The sequence below is a fragment of the Rhodococcus sp. NPDC056743 genome (assembly GCF_042790355.1).
In the GTDB taxonomy this organism is placed as follows: domain Bacteria; phylum Actinomycetota; class Actinomycetes; order Mycobacteriales; family Mycobacteriaceae; genus Rhodococcus_F.
The window spans coordinates 223,156-241,890 of sequence record NZ_JBHTZI010000004.1; the positions used below are offsets into that span (position 1 = coordinate 223,156).

General features: G+C 61.0%; 18 protein-coding genes. 6 read left to right on the forward strand and 12 right to left on the reverse strand.

Going from position 1 to position 18,735, the window contains the following annotated elements; all coding sequences use genetic code 11:
* Positions 1–40 precede the first annotated feature (40 nt).
* Genes ACFRFQ_RS11065 through ACFRFQ_RS11085 form a run of 5 tightly spaced genes read left to right on the forward strand, consistent with a single transcriptional unit; the run spans position 41 to position 4,864 of the window.
* Complete coding sequence (locus ACFRFQ_RS11065; protein WP_378656821.1) at positions 41–1,672, forward strand: FAD-binding protein; 1,632 nt, start codon at positions 41–43, stop codon at positions 1,670–1,672.
* Positions 1,672–2,577: an acetaldehyde dehydrogenase (acetylating) gene (locus ACFRFQ_RS11070; protein ID WP_378657416.1), complete on the forward strand. Its 906-nt coding sequence runs from the start codon at positions 1,672–1,674 to the stop codon at positions 2,575–2,577. Before ACFRFQ_RS11065 ends, ACFRFQ_RS11070 begins: the two co-directional genes overlap by 1 nt.
* Entirely contained in the window at positions 2,574–3,617 is a 1,044-nt protein-coding gene (gene dmpG / locus ACFRFQ_RS11075; RefSeq protein ID WP_378656823.1) for a 4-hydroxy-2-oxovalerate aldolase, read from the forward strand. Before ACFRFQ_RS11070 ends, dmpG begins: the two co-directional genes overlap by 4 nt.
* A 39-nt stretch (positions 3,618–3,656) precedes the next feature.
* The gene (locus ACFRFQ_RS11080) at positions 3,657–4,379 is read left to right on the forward strand and encodes an SDR family NAD(P)-dependent oxidoreductase (protein ID WP_378657419.1); all 723 of its coding nucleotides are present in this window, start codon (positions 3,657–3,659) and stop codon (positions 4,377–4,379) included.
* A complete protein-coding gene (locus ACFRFQ_RS11085; protein ID WP_378656826.1) occupies positions 4,376–4,864 on the forward strand; it encodes a VOC family protein in 489 nt (162 codons plus the stop codon). The genes ACFRFQ_RS11080 and ACFRFQ_RS11085 overlap by 4 nt, the downstream gene beginning before the upstream one ends.
* On the opposite strand, the gene ACFRFQ_RS11090 is transcribed toward ACFRFQ_RS11085, so the two are convergent.
* The 4 genes from ACFRFQ_RS11090 to ACFRFQ_RS11105 all read right to left on the reverse strand — a co-directional run bounded on the left by ACFRFQ_RS11090 (position 4,854) and on the right by ACFRFQ_RS11105 (position 8,682).
* The gene (locus ACFRFQ_RS11090; RefSeq protein WP_378656829.1) at positions 4,854–6,455 is read right to left on the reverse strand and encodes an FAD-dependent monooxygenase; all 1,602 of its coding nucleotides are present in this window, start codon (positions 6,453–6,455) and stop codon (positions 4,854–4,856) included. The two genes, ACFRFQ_RS11085 and ACFRFQ_RS11090, sit on opposite strands and share 11 nt — an antisense overlap.
* Before the next feature lie 118 nt (positions 6,456–6,573).
* Positions 6,574–7,368, reverse strand: coding sequence for an SDR family NAD(P)-dependent oxidoreductase (locus ACFRFQ_RS11095; protein ID WP_378656831.1), 795 nt, complete (start codon positions 7,366–7,368; stop codon positions 6,574–6,576).
* Between the two features lie 26 nt (positions 7,369–7,394).
* On the reverse strand, positions 7,395–8,237 hold the full coding sequence (locus ACFRFQ_RS11100; protein ID WP_378656834.1) for a mycofactocin-coupled SDR family oxidoreductase: 843 nt from the start codon (positions 8,235–8,237) through the stop codon (positions 7,395–7,397).
* 4 nt (positions 8,238–8,241) lie between these two features.
* Positions 8,242–8,682, reverse strand: a complete 441-nt coding sequence (locus ACFRFQ_RS11105) for a nuclear transport factor 2 family protein (RefSeq protein WP_378657422.1) — start codon at positions 8,680–8,682, stop codon at positions 8,242–8,244.
* 350 nt (positions 8,683–9,032) lie between these two features.
* Between ACFRFQ_RS11105 and ACFRFQ_RS11110 the strand changes: the two genes are divergently transcribed.
* The gene (locus ACFRFQ_RS11110) at positions 9,033–9,800 is read left to right on the forward strand and encodes an SDR family NAD(P)-dependent oxidoreductase (RefSeq protein ID WP_378656836.1); all 768 of its coding nucleotides are present in this window, start codon (positions 9,033–9,035) and stop codon (positions 9,798–9,800) included.
* Between the two features lie 61 nt (positions 9,801–9,861).
* On the opposite strand, the gene ACFRFQ_RS11115 is transcribed toward ACFRFQ_RS11110, so the two are convergent.
* The 8 genes from ACFRFQ_RS11115 to ACFRFQ_RS11150 all read right to left on the reverse strand — a co-directional run bounded on the left by ACFRFQ_RS11115 (position 9,862) and on the right by ACFRFQ_RS11150 (position 18,726).
* Positions 9,862–10,644: an enoyl-CoA hydratase/isomerase family protein gene (locus ACFRFQ_RS11115; protein WP_378656839.1), complete on the reverse strand. Its 783-nt coding sequence runs from the start codon at positions 10,642–10,644 to the stop codon at positions 9,862–9,864.
* A gap of 103 nt (positions 10,645–10,747) precedes the next feature.
* Positions 10,748–11,722 (reverse strand): NADPH:quinone oxidoreductase family protein, encoded by a 975-nt coding sequence (locus ACFRFQ_RS11120; RefSeq protein ID WP_378656842.1) that lies wholly within the window; start codon positions 11,720–11,722, stop codon positions 10,748–10,750.
* Between the two features lie 6 nt (positions 11,723–11,728).
* Positions 11,729–12,499: an enoyl-CoA hydratase-related protein gene (locus ACFRFQ_RS11125; protein WP_378656845.1), complete on the reverse strand. Its 771-nt coding sequence runs from the start codon at positions 12,497–12,499 to the stop codon at positions 11,729–11,731.
* The gene (locus tag ACFRFQ_RS11130; RefSeq protein ID WP_378656848.1) at positions 12,496–13,512 is read right to left on the reverse strand and encodes a phosphotransferase family protein; all 1,017 of its coding nucleotides are present in this window, start codon (positions 13,510–13,512) and stop codon (positions 12,496–12,498) included. Before ACFRFQ_RS11130 ends, ACFRFQ_RS11125 begins: the two co-directional genes overlap by 4 nt.
* Positions 13,509–14,810: an acyl-CoA dehydrogenase family protein gene (locus ACFRFQ_RS11135; RefSeq protein ID WP_378656850.1), complete on the reverse strand. Its 1,302-nt coding sequence runs from the start codon at positions 14,808–14,810 to the stop codon at positions 13,509–13,511. The genes ACFRFQ_RS11130 and ACFRFQ_RS11135 overlap by 4 nt, the downstream gene beginning before the upstream one ends.
* 181 nt (positions 14,811–14,991) lie before the next feature.
* Positions 14,992–16,263, reverse strand: coding sequence for an amidohydrolase family protein (locus tag ACFRFQ_RS11140; RefSeq protein WP_378656853.1), 1,272 nt, complete (start codon positions 16,261–16,263; stop codon positions 14,992–14,994).
* Positions 16,264–16,387: 124 nt separating this feature from the next.
* A complete protein-coding gene (locus ACFRFQ_RS11145) occupies positions 16,388–17,149 on the reverse strand; it encodes an SDR family NAD(P)-dependent oxidoreductase (protein WP_378656855.1) in 762 nt (253 codons plus the stop codon).
* A 20-nt stretch (positions 17,150–17,169) separates the two neighbouring features.
* Positions 17,170–18,726 (reverse strand): acyl-CoA synthetase, encoded by a 1,557-nt coding sequence (locus tag ACFRFQ_RS11150; RefSeq protein ID WP_378656858.1) that lies wholly within the window; start codon positions 18,724–18,726, stop codon positions 17,170–17,172.
* Positions 18,727–18,735: the final 9 nt, after the last annotated feature.

Genomic DNA, 18,735 nt, shown 5'->3' on the forward strand with positions numbered 1-18,735 from the left:
ATAACGAAACGCGTTGCAGTAAAATTGAGGATGGTGCAGTGTGACCTGGGATACTTCGGTTGATGTCCTCGTCGTCGGATTCGGTGTTGCCGGGGCAAGCGCAGCACTCGAAGCAGTGGCGGCCGGTTCGACGGTGATGGCGATCGATCGGGCATCGGGAGGTGGCGCCAGCACCATTTCCGGAGGAATCTTCTACGCCGGTGGCGGCACCGCGATTCAGAGAGAAGCCGGTGTCGAGGACAGCCCGGAGGCCATGCTTGCGTACCTGACCCGCGAGGTCGGTGATGCGGTGACGCCCGAGACCTTGCGCCGGTTCGTCGAGGAGAGTCCGGCGACAATCGAGTGGCTGCGCGGTCATGGCGTGCCTTTCGAGGCTTCGTTGTGTCCCTACAAGACGTCGTTCCCGAGCAACAAGCACTACCTGTACTTCTCGGGCAGCGAATCGGCCGGTGGATTCCGAGACACCGCCAAACCCGCTCCGCGTGGGCACCGAGCCAAAGGTCGCGGCACGTCAGGCAAGATGCTGTACGGCCCGCTCGCGAAGTCTGCGGAGGCAAAGGGTGTGCGGCTACTCGGCCAGACACGAGCGGACCGGTTGATCATCGAGGACGGCCGGGTGATCGGCGTCGAGGCTCTGACGCTTCGGGATGCACCCGCCGGGGTTCGGCTGCGTCACGCAGCGCTCGGCTCGATCTCTGCCAAACCGGGTGTTTATGCTCCCCAACTTCGTTCGATTATCGACGCTCGCATCAGCAAGATCGAGAAGAAGTACGCCAAGAAGATCCGCATCCAGGCGCGTGGTGGCGTGATCCTCAGTGCCGGAGGATTTGTCTCCAACCGCGAGATGATGCGCACTCACGCACCGGCTTACAAGGGTGGGATCCCGCTCGGAACGTCGGGTGACGACGGCAAGGGAATCAACCTCGGAATCGAGGCAGGCGGCGCCACCGACAAACTCGGCAACGTCTCCGCGTGGCGGTTCATCGTACCGCCCAGCGCTCTTCTCGGTTCGATACTGGTGGGCGCATCCGGAGCGCGAATCGTGGACGAATCACGTTACGGTGCGGCGCTGGGGCAGGCAATGGTCGAAAAGAGTGGCGGAATCGGTTGGCTGCTGGCCGATTCCGATCTTGTCCGTGACGCGAAGGCGCAAATACCCGATCAGTCCATGTGGTTTCAGCGGGTGCAGACTACCGGAATGATGCGTACTGCGGTGCACGGCAACACGATTTCCGAAGTCGCGCGCAAGGCGGGAATCGATGCTGCCGGCCTGCATGAAACGGTCGATGCGCACAATACCGCTTCTGCAAGCGGTCAATCAGATCCGATGGGGAAGCCGTCCGACTTCGTCAGGCGGATACTGACGGCGCCGTTCACGATGTACGACGTCTCGATCAAGCCGAACATGATGAATCCCTGCCCCATGCTCACGCTCGGTGGATTGGTGGTCGACGAATCCACCGGAGCAGTGAAAAACGAAGCTGGGCAGTCGATCCTGGGACTCTATGCTGCCGGCCGGACAGCCGTCGGTATTTGTTCCAACTCCTACGTGAGCGGCTTGTCGCTCGCTGACTGCGTGTTTTCCGGCCGCCGCGCCGGACTTCATGCTGCATCGAACACAGCGGTACTTGGCTTCAGCCCACCCCCCAGCTTCAGCTCACCGAGGGAGTAATCATGACCAAGGCAAGTGTGGCGATTGTCGGATCGGGAAATATCAGCACCGATCTGCTGTACAAACTGCAGCGTTCGGAGTGGCTCGAGCCTCGGTGGATGATCGGAATCGACCCGGAGAGCGAAGGATTGGCACGCGCCCGCACTATGGGGCTCGAGACATCCGCCGAAGGAGTCGATTGGCTGTTGAATCAGGCGGAAAAACCGGACCTGGTGTTCGAAGCGACCTCGGCCTATGTGCACCGCGATGCAGCACCACGCTACGAGGCCGCAGGAATTCGCGCCGTCGACCTCACACCGGCTGCCGTCGGTCCGGCCGTGGTTCCGCCCGCCAACCTGCGCGAGCACCTCGACGCCCCCAACGTCAACATGATTACCTGCGGCGGACAGGCAACAATCCCGATCGTGTACGCGGTATCTCGTGTGGTGGAAGTGGCCTACGCTGAAATCGTCGCCTCCGTTGCATCGCTGTCTGCCGGACCGGGAACCCGCGCGAACATCGACGAGTTCACCAAGACCACCAGTCGCGGTATCGAGACGATAGGCGGCGCCCAGCGCGGCAAGGCGATCATCATCCTCAATCCTGCCGATCCGCCGATGATCATGCGAGACACCATCTTCTGCGCGATCCCCGAAGATGCAGATCATGCGGCGGTCACCGACTCCATTCACCGCGTCGTCAAGGATATCCAGCAGTACGTGCCTGGCTACCGCTTGCTCAACGAACCGCAGTTCGACGATCCGAGCGTCGTGTCCGGCGGATATGCCACGGTTACAACGTTTGTCGAGGTCGAAGGTGCAGGCGACTTCCTGCCGCCCTACGCCGGAAACCTCGACATCATGACGGCGGCAGCCACCAAGGTGGGCGAGGAGATCGCCCGGGAGCTTCTGAGCGTGAAGGCATGAGCGACATGATTCATTTCGATTCGAGCTGGGACATCCGCGTCACCGACACCTCGCTGCGTGACGGTTCCCATCACAAACGTCATCAGTTCACTCTCGAGGAAGTCCGAGCGATCGTCGGTGCCCTCGACGGAGCCGGTGTGCCCGTCATCGAGGTTACCCACGGTGACGGCCTCGGCGGGTCCTCCTTCAACTACGGCTTCTCGAAAACGCCGGAGCAGGAACTCATCAAAGCCGCGGTGGAGACGGCACAGAACGCGAAGATTGCCTTCCTGATGCTGCCGGGGCTGGGCATCAAGGATGACATCGTCATCGCTCAGGACAACGGCGCATCCATCTGCCGTATCGCCACTCACTGCACCGAAGCCGACGTCTCCATTCAGCATTTCGGCTTGGCGCGTGAGCGCGGACTCGAGACCGTCGGGTTCCTCATGATGGCACATTCGATTCCGCCGGAGTCGCTGGCGAAGCAGGCGCGCATCATGGCCGACGCCGGCTGCCAGTGCGTGTACGTCGTCGACTCTGCCGGTGCCCTTGTTCTCGAGCAGGTGTCCGAACGGGTCGAGGCTCTGGTCCAGGAACTTGGCAGCGACGCCCAGGTCGGCTTTCACGGACATGAGAACCTTGGACTCGGTGTCGCGAATTCGGTTGCCGCCGTTCGGGCCGGGGCTAAGCAGATCGACGGCAGCACCCGCCGTTTCGGTGCCGGGGCGGGTAACGCGCCGGTCGAGGCATTTGTGGGAGTCTGCGACAAGATCGGCGTCAAGACGGGTATCGACTTCTTTGCGATAGCCGACGCTGCCGAAGATGTTGTGCGACCGGCTATGCCGCAGGAATGTCTACTCGATCGTCAGGCGCTGATGATGGGTTACGCCGGGGTGTACTCGAGCTTTCTCAAGCATGCTGAACGTCAAGCGGAGCGGTACGGTGTGTCCTCTGCCGAGCTACTGGTCCGCGCAGGGAAGCGCAAGTTGGTTGGCGGACAGGAAGATCAGTTGATAGATATCGCGTTGGAGCTTCAGCGGGAGGCTGCCGCGTCGTAGACTCGGTAAGTGGCTGACGCACTGGACGGAAAAATTGCAATGGTGACCGGCGCTTCCTCGGGGTTGGGGCGCGCCGTTGCCGAGATCCTCACCAGAAGGGGAGCCAAGGTTTTCGGGGTTGCCCGGGGCAAGGACAAGTTGCATCAAGCGATGACCGAGCTGGCAGGAAATGACGGCGAGGGCCACTACTCGGCTTCCGACGTCTCCGATTCCGCTCAGTGCGACGCCGCAGTGCAGGCGTGCGTCGACGCTTTCGGAGGGATCGACATCCTCGTCAATGTGGCGGGTTCACACACCATCCGCCATACCGCCGACATCGTCGATGACGACTGGGCTCATGACCTTGCGGTCAACCTGAACGGGCCGTTCTTCCTGTCACGAGCAGCGCTGCCTCATCTTCTCGCGCGTGGCGGCAACATCGTCAACGTATCCTCGATCGCAGGATTGGAAGGCCAAGCGTACTCGGCTGGTTACTGCGCGGCCAAGCATGGATTGATCGGACTCACCAGAGCGATGGCAATGGAATTCACCGGAAAATCGCTGCGCGTCAACGCAATCTGCCCCGGCGGCATGATCACTCCCCAGGTCACGGGTTTCACCTTCCCGGACGGTGTCGATTTCGATCTGATCATGAAGGTCGCATCACCGCGTGGACTCATGGAGCCGGAGGATGTGGCAAAGATGGTGGCATTTCTTGCTTCGGATGATGCCGCCGCGATCCACGGCGCGGTGTATTCGGTGGACAACGGAAAAATGGCATGATCCCGCTGGTGTCGGGACCGATCTTTCAGATCTGTTGGGTGGTAGCCGATATCACTGCAGCGGAACAGGAGTTCTCCGAGAAGTGGGGCGTACCGCGATGGCTGCGGATGCCCGATCTTCACTTCGGGCCGGAGACCACCAGCTATCGGGGCCAACCTGCCGATTACACAGCCCACATTTCCCTGGGCTATGCGGGAACTCAGCAAATCGAGCTGATCCAGCCGGTTTCGGGACTCAGTCTCTATTCGGAGTTCCTCGACACACACGGCGTTGGCGTTCATCATGTGGCTTTTGTTCCGGACGATTACGACGAAACCCTGTCGGAAGTAGGGCGTCGGGGAATGTCGGTGTTGCAACAAGGGCGCATCGCAGACGTGGGAATGGAATTTGCCTACGTTGACGGAGGCCCGATGGGTGGCTACGTGGAATTCATGAAACTCTCACCCGAGATCCGTCTGATGTTCGATTCGCTGATTACGCATTGAACGCAAAGACTTTCGAGAAGTAGTTGGAGATGCCGGTGTGGTCACCCCGGTATCCTAGGTATCCGTCCGGCCGGATTATCAACGCGCAGTTCCCTTCCACGCCGTAGGCCGTACACAGCTGCGAATCGGAGTCTCGAATGATAGGCAACGTCGAGTAGACGAAATCAGACGACGGTGGCGCGATTACGTACACATCCAGCTGTCCGTGTGACGCATGAATCGCAGCGGCTGAATGCTTTTCGCAATCGCTGATGCTGTCTTCGGATCCGTCCGAGCAGAGAAGGAGTGTGTGATTGGCACCGGACAGCAATTCGAACAATCGGATGGGGAACTGCACGCAGTCTCGAGTGAGTCCGCGTGCGTCGGGCGCCCGTTCGCCGGGTTGAACGGGCGAAGTACTGCTCTTCTCTCCAATATTGAGCGGGCTGTCAGGGTAGGCAACCAACAGTTGCGCCTGGCGTCGCATCGCCGTATCCATCGAGGTTTCCCCCGAGCCGATCCCTTCTCGCGCGTTGCGGACTGTCATGCCGACGACTTCTTCACCAATAGGACGTCTTTCGGTGTCGTAGGTATCGAGAAGACCCGGTGCTGCGACGTTGTCGACTGCTAGTGCCAGTTTCCAGGCGAGGTTGTGCGCGTCCTGGATTCCGGTGTTCATCCCTTGAGCACCGGTTGGTGGGTGAATATGGGCCGCATCACCGGCGATGAAGACTCTTCCGCGACTGTAGGCGTCGACGATGCGGTGGCTGATCCGAAAAACCGACGACCATCGCAGCGACGACGCCGTTGTGGGTTCGGGTGACAATCGATCAAGCACAGCCTGTATGTGGTGGAGTTCGGGAGTCTTGCCCGACGAAAAGCCGTGTGCAACACCGTCAGGCCCAGGGGGATCCGGGAGAAGATCGTCGGGAACCAGCATCGACATCCGATATCGCTTGTGTCCGGGGAGCGGGATACAGACCAGGAGATCGTCGGTAGTTCCCGCGCCGTCGACATGACTTGCGCGAATCGAGTATCCGCTGGGCATCGACCAGTCCACTTCGACGTCGCCGAGCATGTAACTTTCGGCAAAGGCTCCACCTTCGAAAGCCAACCCCAAGCCTTTACGGACAATGCTGTGCGCGCCGTCGCACCCCACCAAGTACTTGGCCCGCACAGTATTTCCATCGCTGAGGACACAGGTGACCCCGTCGTCGATGTCTTCGAAACCTGTAAGTGCGAGCCCGCGCTCGATCGAGGTTCCGAGTTCTGCCAGCCTGGCAGTCAGGATTCTTTCGGTCGCGTACTGGGGGAGTCCGCCAAAGGTGTACGGCACGTCGTCGGGCAGCGTGAGATCGATCCGCCCCACTTCGGAACCGTTGGTGTAAGTGATCTGCCCACGCATGACGGTGGCCGCATCGAGAATCTGTCGAAGTACGCCCATGTTCTCGAAGACTTCAAGAGTTCGTGGTTGGATGCCGACAGCTTTGGCGTACTGCGGAGGTTCGCTGAGCGGGTCGATGATCCGAACGTTCATCCCGCGGCGGCGTAGTTCGATGGCGGCGGTCAGTCCGATCGGGCCGGCGCCTGCGACGAGTACATCGATATCCATATGCACCTACAGGGGTAGGGGGAGCGTCCGTTCCAGTATGGCGAGCCGCTTTATGACGCGCAGGAAATTTCGCATATCCGGCATCTCACGCCGTTTGACCGCCCCGGACGCAAGAAACTCAGGAGATCGGCGTCGCCGCGTCCATACAGGCCCGAATGTTCTCCATTTTCTTCTCGACGTAGCCGAGATAATGCGGGTGCGTCACTATGTACGGGAGATTCTGCGCTATCCCTCTGACAACGTAGGCGCCTGCGGTTGCAGGTTCCATTCCGATGTTCCCGGTTCCTTTGATGTGGCTGACATCCTCGACCTGACCACCCAATTCGACGGTGTTGCGATCGAGATTCGACATGACCAATCCCGGGCAGAGCACGGAAACACCGACACCGTGCGGTGCCATTTCGGTGCGCAGTGCCTCGGACAGAGCGATGACTGCACTCTTTGCGGCACTGTATGCGCCCCGCCCGGGAGCGCCGGCTGTCAATCCCATGACGGAAGCGGTGTTGACTATATGTCCGTGCCCACGTGCTCGCATATCCTGGCCGAAGGTGGACACACCGTTGAACACGCCGGTCAGGTCGATTGCGACAAGATTGTCGAAGGTCTCCGGATCCATGTCGACCACGTCGCGTCCATTGAAACCGATCCCCGCGTTGTTGACGAGGATGTCTACCGGGCCGAAAGTACTTTCGGCCGTTTCTTTGGCCGCTACCCAGGCACTGCGATCACGGACGTCGAGTGGGACGGTACAAAACCCGGCCCCTCTGGAAGCGAACACCGTCTCCAGAGATTGCCTATTGATATCGGCGACCGTGACGGATAAACCGCGCTCGGCGAGCGCATCAGCGATGCCGAGGCCGATACCGCTCGCGCCGCCGGTAATGAATGCGTGCCGCGCCGAGGACAACTCCATGCTTTCCTCCAATGGATACTGCTCGATCAGAACTCGGTCACACCCGCGTCGGGTGCCAACTCGTGCGCGGTGATGTACTTCGATTCGTCGGACGCGAGGAACAGCACCGTGTCCGAGACATCTTCGGGTGCGATGATGTCGACCGGCAGCATGTTGATCATCATTGCCCCGATACGACGGTTGCCTTCAATCGCTTTGTCAAGCTGTCCACCGAGGCCACCGTCGTTGACCATGGGTGTGTTCACACCGGTGGGATGCACACTGTTCACCCGGATATTGTGCTGAGCGAGTTCCGCCGCAAACGCTTTTGCCATCCCGCGCACCGCCCACTTGCTCGTGGTGTACGGCATCGTGAACGGCTGAGCCTTCAATCCCGCTGCGGAACTGATCACGATGATCGATCCGCTACCGCGCTCGACGAGATGCGGCGCCGAGACCATGACCGTGTTCCAGACGCCGGTCACGTTGGTACCCATTGTGTCCTCGAAGGATTCGGGGGTTACCTCATGCCAGGGAGCGGCAGAGCAGATCGCCGCGTTCGCGATCACGACATCCAGGCGGCCGAGGCGGACGACGGCTTCGTCGACGACCTCGCGAAGCTTCTCGAGGTCTCGGACGTCGACAATCGCTGAAATTGCCTGCTGTCCACTCTTTTCCACCAGCCTGACGGTTTCCTGTAGATCCTCGGGAGTAGCCGACGCGTACGGGACGTTGCGGATGGGTGCGCACAGATCGACGACAATGACGTCTGCGCCCTCGTTGGCCAGTCGGACGGCGTGCGCTCGTCCTTGCCCGCGGGCTGCGCCGGTGATGAGGGCAACCTTGCCGGATACACGCCCGTTCGCGCGTCGATTTACGTTCTCGGTCATAGGTTTACCTTTCTGCTGCGAGCGTCTTGGTGGGGTGGTTCGAGAACCACAGGTTCTCCTCGGTTACCCGAGCGCTCTTCCAGCCTTCGGCAGTGCGAACGACCTCATGGTGGTAGTTGCCGCCGCAGTAGGTCATTTCCGCAGCACCCGGGAGCTGCATCGGGTTGTAGAACATTGCCCGAACGGTGGCGGTGTCACCGTCGAGTTCGATCTCGACGTTGGTGACAAAATGCTGAGTCATCGGCACCTGACCGAGGGCATGTGTGAGCAGGGTCAGCACCTGGTCCCGCAATCCGGCCGGGTAGCCGACGGCGCTGTAGTCGAGATGCGCATCCTCGGTGAACACCGTGGTCAGCAATTCCCAATTCTTGGTGTCCACGGCGCGGGCGTACCGATAGATCAGTTCGGTGATGGCAATCTTGTCCTGAACGGTCTGCAGATCCACGAGGTTCCTTTTGCTCACAGTGGGTTCCCGGCCCTGGTTGCTCGACGAACTCCCGGACGAGTCGACGAACTGAGAGAATATAATTCTCACAAATTAGAACACGAAGCAAGAAAAATCCATCCAGGGCGGCGGATGCGGTGGGATTGCGGAATTCGGCGGTTGTTGCCTCTCGCGCTTGTTGTGGGCAAGTATGCCGATTCGAGTGCTGAATTATGTTGATTTTCAGTACTCTACGCAGTCAAAATTTGAAAAAACTGTTCAGCGGGGGTGTTCTCACCTGCGCCCAGAAGGATATTCTTGACTTCAAGAACAGGGTTTCCAAGTACGGTCGAATCAGGCATGATTCACGTATGAGCACCTTGGAACATCTCCACGACCTGACCGGCAAAGTTGCGATAGTCACGGGTGGGTCCCGCGGCATCGGCCGAGCGATTGTCCAGATCCTTGCCGAAGCCGGGGCCGACATCGTGATCGCGTCTCGCAAACTCGACTCGTGTGAACGCGCGGCCGACGAGGTCATGGCGTCGACCGGGCGTAAGGTCCTTCCGGTTGCCTGCCACGTCGGACGTTGGGACGACTGTGAGCAGTTGGTCGATCGGACTCTCGAACACTTCGGTCGACTCGACGTACTGGTGAACAACGCGGGTATGTCACCTCCGTACAAGAACCTCGACGACATCACTGAGGACCTGTACGACAAAACTCTCGGCGTTAATCTCAAGGGACCCTTCCGGCTTGCGGTCCGTGCCGGAACCTACATGGCCGAGAACGACGGCGGCTCGATTATCAACGTCGGTACGGCGGGCTCGCTTGTCGCCAGCGTTCGAGAGTTGCCTTACGCGTGTGCCAAGGCAGGACTCAACGCCCTCACTGTCGGGCTGGCCGACGCATTTGCGCCGACAGTGCGCGTCAACGCGATTCTTCCCGGCCCCTTCCTGACGGACATCTCCAAGTCTTGGGCTCCGGCCGAAGGCGAAGATGCACCATTCGTACCGCTCCGTCGGATGGGCCGTCCCGAGGAGATCGGCCCGCTCGCACTCCATCTCGCAAGTGCGGCATCGAGTTACACCACCGGGGCGATCATCCGCGTGGATGGCGGCGTCACCCGTAAGGTGTGATTCTCGGAATGCGAGTCCGTCGTCGCAGTGCGACGACGGACTCGGGCGGTGCGGCGGGTCCTCAGTGAGGCAGATTTGCCGGGATCCAGTTGGGCTCACGCTTTTCCATGAAAGCGCGCATTCCCTCACGGGGCTCCGGTGACGTTTCGAGCGCGCCGAACATGGTCTCGTAATCGAAGAGTCCGTAACGTTCGTTGAGCATTCGTTTGACCTGGGCCCGGGCCAGAGGCGCGCTCTGCAGTACCTCTCGAGCGGCTTGGAGTGCAGCGGCTCGGAGATTCTCGTGTGGGACGACGCGGGATATCACTCCGAGCCGAAGTGCTTCTGCAGCATCGAATTTACGTGCGGAGAGCATCAGATCGCGCGCTGCAGCAACCCCGACGTGTGCGGGCAATACAGCAGCGTAGGTCGCGTCCGGGATTCCGCGGAGAAGTTCGGGCACACGGAACGTAGCCCGATCGCTCGCGACGGCGATGTCGGACATCATCGCAACAAGGAGGCCGCCGGCCTGGCAGATTCCGTTGACCGCGGAAATCACGGGTGCGCGACTGTCGCGAATGGTCATGAACGGGACGACATCGTTTCCCGAAAGTCCCTCCGGCATAGTGTCTCCCGGATCCGAGCGTCCGCCCAGATCGCCGCCGGGCGCAAATACGTCGTCGACTCCGGTGATGATCAGTGCTCCCAGATCAGGATCGGAGTTCACCAGGCGAACTGCGCGTTTCAGTCCGTAGTACATCGCCGGCGTGAATGCGTTTCTGGCCGCGGGGCGATCGATGGTGCACCACCCGATCGCACCTTCGCGCTCGAACCGTAAACCGTCTGCTCCCAAGTCGTCTCCCATGCGAAGAGCATACGTCATTCTCTGATGTAAGAATTGCAATCTCGTCAAATAGTAGGGCCCAGGAACACTGCTGTTCCCGGACCCCACTGATGACTTCTGCCTGTCAGGACGTCAGGTCGACGAGTACCTTTCCGACAGCCTGGCCGTCGGCGACCATCCGAAGAGCATCCGCTGCCTTGTCGAGTGGGAATTCGGCACCGATGTGGGGAACTGTGCGGCCGGCTACCAGTAGATCGGTGAGTTCGGCTTCATTTCGACGGTATTCTTCCGGCGGTATGTCCTTGAACTGGAATCCGTTGACCTGCAAACCCTTGACCAAGATCAGATTGAGCGGAATCTTGGGGATGGCACCGGACGCGTACCCGATGGTGATAAAGCGGCCACCCGGACGCAGAGCACGAAGTGCGGGTTCGGAGAGGTCGCCACCCACTGGATCGGCAACAACGTCTGCGCCTTGGGGGAGTGCCTTCTTCAGCGCCGTGCGCAGATCCTCGGTGCGATGGTTGACGAGGTGACCGGCGCCGTACGACGCCGCGACGTCAAGCTTGTTCATGCTCGACGCGACCGCAGTGACCGACGCCCCGAGCGCAACGCCGAGCTGAACGGCGGCAAGGCCGACGCCGCCACCGGCGCCGAGAACGATCAACTCGTCTCCGGGTTTGATGTGAGCCACGGATCGGAGCGTGTGGTACGCCGTGCGGTGAGCCACACCGAAAGCGGCGGCAATGCGTGTCTCGACACCGTCCGGGATGCGGCCCAGCGTGAGTTTGTCGGAAGCTATGACAATTTCTTCCGCAAACGCACCGACAAAACCGGTGCCGGTGACCCGGTCGCCAACGGAGACAGTTGTGACACCGTCGGCAATCTCGGACACAACGCCGGCGAACTCACTGCCGGGCGTAAATGGCGGCGGGACACTGACTTGGTACTTGTTCGCAATCAACAACACATCGGAGAAGTTGACGGCCGCGGATTCGATACGGATCCGAATCTGCCCGGCCTCGAGCGGAACCGAGGGGAGTGTTTCGACGGTGACGACCTCAGGAGGTCCGTAGGCCCCGCATACTGCAGCGCGCATCGCAGGCTACCTACCTTGCCAGATCGGGGTGCGCTTCTCGATGAACGCCGCAGCGCCCTCCTTGGCATCACCGCTGCTGAAAACGGTTGACTGCCACTGCCCGAGCTTCTGTGCAGCGCTGGGTGAATCGGTTACTGCGAGGCGTACGAGTTCCTTGCACGCGGCCAAGCCGAGCGGAGCGTTGGCGGCGATGCGATCGGCGTATCCCACCGCGGCCTCCAGGACTCGGTCCGGTTCCACGACGGCGTTGATCAGTCCGAGTTGGTAGCCCCGTTCAGCCGTGATGAGATCGCCGGTGAGCGTCAACTCCAGGGCGACGTGCATCGGGATTCGGGTTCCGATGTTGGTGCCACCGCCGCCGGGGAACAATCCTCGTTTCACCTCGGGGAAACCGAATTTCGCAGCCGACGATGCGATGATGATGTCGGAACCGAGGAGGAGTTCGAGTCCGCCGCCGATGGCGGTGCCGTTAGCGGCACCGATCACCGGGGTCGAGAGTTTGCCGGCAGCGAGTCGAGCGAAACCTTCGGAGGTGAAGGCTCCTTCGCCCTCCGTGGCAAATGCCTTCAGGTCCATGCCCGAGCAGAATGCGCGATCACCGGTAGCGGTGATGACAATTGCGCGGATGTCCGGATCGGTGTCGGCGGCTAGAACGGTATCGCCGAGATCGCGGTACAGACTGCCGGTGAGTGCGTTTCGTGCGTCCGGTCGATTGAGTCGCAGAATGAGGATCTGTCCGCGGCGTTCCCGGACAAGTTCGGGGGTGGTGTCGGTCATGACTTGTACTCCGTGGTCTCGGCGAGTTCGGCAGCAGCGATCATCGATTGGGCGACAATGGGTCCGAAGGCGAGCAGTTTCTCGTTGTCGCCGGCCCGTTGGAAACCCTGCTCGAGGATGATCGCGAGTTTCCACTTGGCGAGGATGCGGTAGTAGTCGAGATCGTCGACCTGGCGCCCCGAGATCTCGGAGTAGTGCCCGGCCAACTGTTCCATCGACGGCATGCCTTGCAGGTTGACGTAACTGCTCGTCGCTGCCTCTGGAGCGCTGGTGTCATCGGGCCACCCCTCGAGCATCCAGGCGAGGTCGAGTTTGGGGTCACCGACCGTACCCATCTCCCAATCGACGATGGCGGAAAGCCGGGCCGGTGCGCCGTTTTCGAACATCACGTTCGCGAACTGGTAGTCGCCGTGCATGATTCCGGGAATGAAGTCGAGCGGCTTGTGGTTCCGCAGCCACTCGGTAGCGACTTCGATACCTTCGAGTTCGCGGCCCTTGATCTTGTCGAACAGGCTTGTCCAGCGGTCGACCTGGCGCTCGTGGAAACCGTCGGGGCGACCAAGATCCTGGAGGCCCTTGGCTTTCCAATCGACCTTCGACAGAAGAGCGATGCCTTCGGCCAGTTGGTAGCCGAGTCCGGCCCGTGCCTCGAGGTCGTTCCTGAAGGGCTCCGGCCAATTCCGGTCGTCCATGGGGGACCAGCCGTCGACAAAGCCCATGAGGTAGAACGGCCGGCCGAGTACGGATGCGTCCTCGCACACGGCGATTGCCTCGGTGTGTGGCACGTCGGTGCCGTCGAGTGCCGAGATGATCTGCCACTCGCGGAGGATTCCCTTGTCGCGGTTTGCCGGAGCCTCTGGCGGTGGTATCCGGATAACGCAACGAAAGTCGTCACGGGTGAGTTCGTAGATTTCGTTCTGGGTACCGCCGGAGAGGTATCGGTGCTCGAGCGGCACGCCCTTGCCGAGACCCTCGCCGTCCATCCAGTCCGAAAGCCGTTGAAAGTCGATCACAGGTTCCCCACTTCCAGTTCGAGGTATTCGGAGTACTTGGCCTTCGCGGCTTCTTGCTTGCGCGGGATCCATTCCGTGGGCCAGAGATCGTCACTGGGGCTGTAATCCCGCAGTACCTGCTTGGCGACGGTTGTCTTGTGCACTTCGGTCGGGCCGTCGGCGAGACCCATCACCGCGGCACCGTGAATCATCTGGAAGAGCGGAAGCTCGTTCGTCACGCCGAGTGCGCCGTGTATTTGCATTGCCCGCCAGGCGATGTCGTGCAGCACGGTCGGCATGATGACCTTGGCGGCGGCGATGTCCTTGCGGACCTTCTTGTAGTCGTTGTACTTGTCGATCTTCCACGCCGTGTGCAACACGAAGAGCCGGAACTGAGCCAGTTGGGCGTAGGAGTCGGCGATGTAGCCCTGCACGAACTGCTTGTCGGCGAGCCTACTGCCGGCCGTTTCGCGGCTCAGTGCGCGTTCGCACATCATGTCGATTGCCTTCTGTGCGAGTCCGATCGTCCTCATGGCGTGGTGAATTCGTCCGCCGCCGAGTCGCGTCTGGGCTACGGCAAATGCCTGGCCTTCACCGCCGAGAAGTGCGTCCTCGTGTACCCGGACACCCTCGTAGTGGATGAGGGCGTGGGTACCGTCGTCGATAGGCTCACCGTACAGACCGACGTTGCGGACGATGTTGATTCCCGGTGTGTCCGACGGCACGAGGAACATCGACATGCCTTTGTACACACTGACATCGGAGTTCGTGACGGCCATGACGATCAGGAACGACGCGGTTCTCGCGTTGGAGGAGAAGTACTTCATTCCGTCGATGACCCAGTGGTCGCCGTCCTTGACTGCGCGGGTCGTGAACTGCGCGGGATCTGCACCCGCCTGCGGTTCGGTCATGGAGTAGGTCGAGAACATCTCGCCGTCGAGTAGCGGCTGCAGGTAGCGCCGCTTCTGCTCTTCGGTGCCGTAGTGGGCGATGATCTCGGCGTTGCCGGTATCCGGTGCCTGGCAGCCGAATACGATCGGCGCCCAGGATGATCGGCCGAGAATCTCGTTCAGCAGAGCCAGCTTGAGTGCGCCGTATCCCTGGCCGCCCATATCGGGGCCGAGATGTGTAGCCCAGAGACCTTGGGCCCGCACCTGCTCCTTGAGTGGGTCGATTGCCTTGCGCCTGGCTCCGTCCAACGGCACGAACTGCTCGTGCGGCCATACCAGGTCGAGTGGCTCGACCTCCTCGCGTACAAACTTGTCCGCCCAGTCCAGTTTTGCTTGGTACTCGGGGTCGGTCTCGAAATCCCATGCCATGTGTGCCTCCTCGGTTTATTGGAGAATAGCGTTCTTGGCAAAGAAAATGCAATTCTTTTTGGTGAAACCTGTTGAACTGGTACGGATTTGCAAGAACTGTCGTCAGTTCGCGGGTACGACAAATGCCGCCGACGCAGGCGTCGGCGGCATTCGTTCAGGCGTTGATGTTGCGAGGTTGAGGCTACGAGTTGGCGAGCTCGTAACGTCGACGGTATTCAGCTTTGGATGTCTCGCTGATGTCGACATCGGTTGCCCGCGCGCGCAGTGCGCCAACGGTGGCGTCCTCGCGCTTGATGTGCTTGAAGGGATCCCAGTCGAAGAACCGGGCAACGTTTCCGAAGGTGATCTTGTCGATCTCCTCGTCGGTGAGCTTCGCTTCGACGAGTTCTTCCATCAACATCTCCGGCGAGATCGGCCAGGTGGAATCGGAATGGGGATAGTCGCATTCCCAGGCGATGGTGTCGATGCCGAGGCGCTCACGGTTGTTCAGGCCGCTCGGCTCGGTGATGTAGCAGGCCAGGAAGTTCTTGCGCCACACGTCGGTTGCCGTCATTCCCTTGGGTAGGAAGCTGGATCCGGTCCAGGATTGGTTGACGATGTGGCGTTCCACGCGATCGAGCCACGGCGCCACCCAGCCGACGCCACCTTCGCTCATTGCGACCTTGAGGTCCGGGAACTTCTGGAAGGCCCCGCTGAGCATCATGTCGTTTGCCGCAATGGTCGAAATGAGTGGTGTCAGAACCATCATGTCGTCGATGTTGAAGCCCTCGGGACGCTTGACCAAGCTGAAGCCGCCGCCGATGTGCAGGCTCAGGACGATGTTGTGTTCGACGCAGGCCTTGAAGATCGGATCCCAGTAGCCGGACTTGAAGTCGGGGTAACCCTCGCCCACGCCGTACGGCGTCTCGGGGATGCTGATGGATCGGCAGCCCATCGCAGCGAGGCGATGGATTTCCTTGACGGATTCGTCCACGTCGAAGAACGGGATGATCCCGAGGGGGATGAAGCGCCCGGGGTGAGCATTCGGCACCTCGCCGACGACCCAGTCGTTGAAAGCTCGAGATGCCGCCAGGGACAACTTCTTGTCCGGCAGGCTGGCGAGGTGGGTTCCGGCGAATCCGGGGAAGGTGGCAAAAAGTGTTGCGGCCAAGGTGCCGTTGGCATCCATGTCGCGTACACGCAGGTCCATGTCGTAGACGCCGGGACGCATTTCGGCGTAGCCGGTGGGATCCATGCCCCACTCTTCCTTCGGCCAGGAGACAACGGCGTTCAACCCGGAGCTGCCGACCACTTTGTCCTGGAAGAGCCAGGCCTGCACGTTGGGGTTGCGGGGGTGGGCCGTCAGTTTGGGGGCCTGGTCCATGAGGCTTTTCGGGAAGTGCTTTTCGAAGATGTCAGCTGGTTCGACCACGTGGTCGTCGATGCTGACCATCACCATGTCGTCAATGTTCATTGAGAATCCTCTCCTGCGCTGCGCAGAGATGCCTGGCAGCGGCGCCTACTGCAATGAGAATATTGTTTTCGCTATTGAGAATCAATAGCTGAGCAAGTTGAGAATCGCATATTCGCATGTGTCGTCACCGCAACACCGTGCCGCCGTCGACATTGACGACCTGCCCGTTGATCCACTCGCCGTCTTCCGACATCAGGTAGGCGACCATGCTCGAGATATCGCTGGGACGGCCGGCGCGAGGGCTACGGGACCGAGCGATCAACGATTGCAGTACTTCGGCGGACGCGCCCTCCTCGATCTCTTTCGTGAGGATCAGGCCGGGTGTAACGGCGTTGGCGCGTATGCCCTCGCGGCCCCAGCGGGACGCGACGTGGCGGGCCAGGGAGTTGATTGCGGCTTTGGTTGCCGAGTATGCGGGACGCTGCGGATCGCCCGTGAACGACGCGATCGACGATGTGTAGACGATCGCGCCGCCGCCGCGCGCGAGGAGTTCGGGAATGGCGTGCCGAGTGACGAGCATGTGACCGCGCAGGTTGACAGCGATGGTGCGGTCCCAGACGGCGAGGTCGATATCGACGATGTCCGTGTCCTTGGGTACCGAACCCATGTCGCCGGCGTTGATGTGGACGGCGTCCAGACCTCCGAAGGTTCGGACGCTGAATGCGACCAGTTCTTTGACTGACGTGTCGTCGGAAATGTCGAATTGTGCTGCAGCGGATCGTCCTCCGGCTTCGTTTATTGCTGCCGCGGTCTTTTCGGCGCCTTCGAGGTTGAGATCACCGACAACGATCTGTGCGCCCTCGTTTGCCAGTCGCTGCGCGGAGGCAGCGCCGAGGCCGGTGGCGCCGCCCGCAATCAGAATGACCTTGTCTGTCAAACCCTGCACGAGGGTCTCCTGTTCTCTCGTCAAGCCATATCAGTGTTGTGGCCGGTCCGATAGCGGTCACGTAGCAGGCGTTTGTACAACTTGCCGTTGGGATCTCGGGGAAGTGCGTCGACAAAATCGACACTCCGGGGGCATTTGTACGAGGCCAGTGCCTTGTGGCAGTACTCGATGAGTTCTGCTTCGAGGTTGGGGTGGGCGGCGGCTGGATCGACCAGTTGCACAACAGCCTTCACCGATTCGCCCATCTCGTCGTCGGGTACTCCGACGACTGCGACATCGGCGACGGCAGGATGGCCGGCGAGTTCGTTTTCCGCCTCCTGTGGATAGATGTTCACTCCACCCGAGATGATCGTGTGCGCCTGGCGGTCGGTGAGATAGAGGTATCCGTCCTCGTCCAGTCGCCCGATATCCCCGAGTGTGCGCCACCCTCGGTCATTGGTGACGGACGCGGTCTTGTCCGGATCGTTGTGGTACTCGAACGGCCGGCCGCCGGAGAAGTACACCGAGCCGACTTGCCCGACAGGAAGTTCTGCGCCGTCTTCGCCCACGATGTGGCATTGCTGCAGCGGTCGCCCGACGGAACCGGGGTGAGTCAGCCACTCTTCGGGTGTGATGGTGGAAGCGCCGACATCTTCGGTGCCCGAATAGTATTCGTGGATAATTGGTCCCCACCAGTCGAGCATGTGCTGCTTCACCGAGATCGGGCACGGCGCCGCTCCATGTACTGCGTTGCGCAGGCTCGACAGGTCATATCGCGCTCGCTCCTGCGGCGACAGTCGGAGCATCCGTACGAACATGGTGGGGACGAACTGCGCGGTTGTCACTCGGTGTCGCTCGATCAGTTCCAGGCACTCGAGGGGGTCGAAGTTCTCCATCACCACAACCGTGGCGCCGAGGCGGTGCCACGACATCGAAAAGACCAGCGGCGACGCGTGATACAGCGGAGCCGGCGACAGGTACACCGCATCGGTGACGGTGTTGGACGCCAGGAGACCTCGGGCGATCAGGACTGGCGCGGCACTCGGATCCCCGAATGCTGTACCTGGCAACGGCTTACGGACACCTTTGGGGCGCCCAGTCGTCCCGGAGGAATACAGCATTTCGCGGCCCTCGCACTCGTCGTCGAGTGGTGTAGACACCTCGCCGGCCAGTACATCCTCGTACCGATCGAATCCGGGGAGGTCGCCGACTGCCGATACAAGGATGTGAATTTTCGAGACGTCGAGGCCGGCCACGACGTCGGCGAGCGCTTCGCTCGAGATCAAGGCACTGGCACCACAATCGTCGAGAACGTACTGCACCTCGTGTGGGCGGAGATGGCGGTTGATCGCGGTGTAGTGCAGGCCGGATCGCTGCGCTGCCCAGGCAATTTCGAGAAACGGGCGGTTGTTCTCCATGAGTATCGCGATGTGGTCGCCGACGCCCAGTCCGCGAGCTCGCAATGCCCGCGCACATCGCGTCGAGCGATCGTCGAGTTGAGCGTATGTCGTGACCTCACCGCTCGACGCCATCACGATGGCGGGGGCGCTTGGGCTCTGGCGGGCGTGGTAGCTCGGAGTCATCGTCGCGGTCGTCATGGACACACC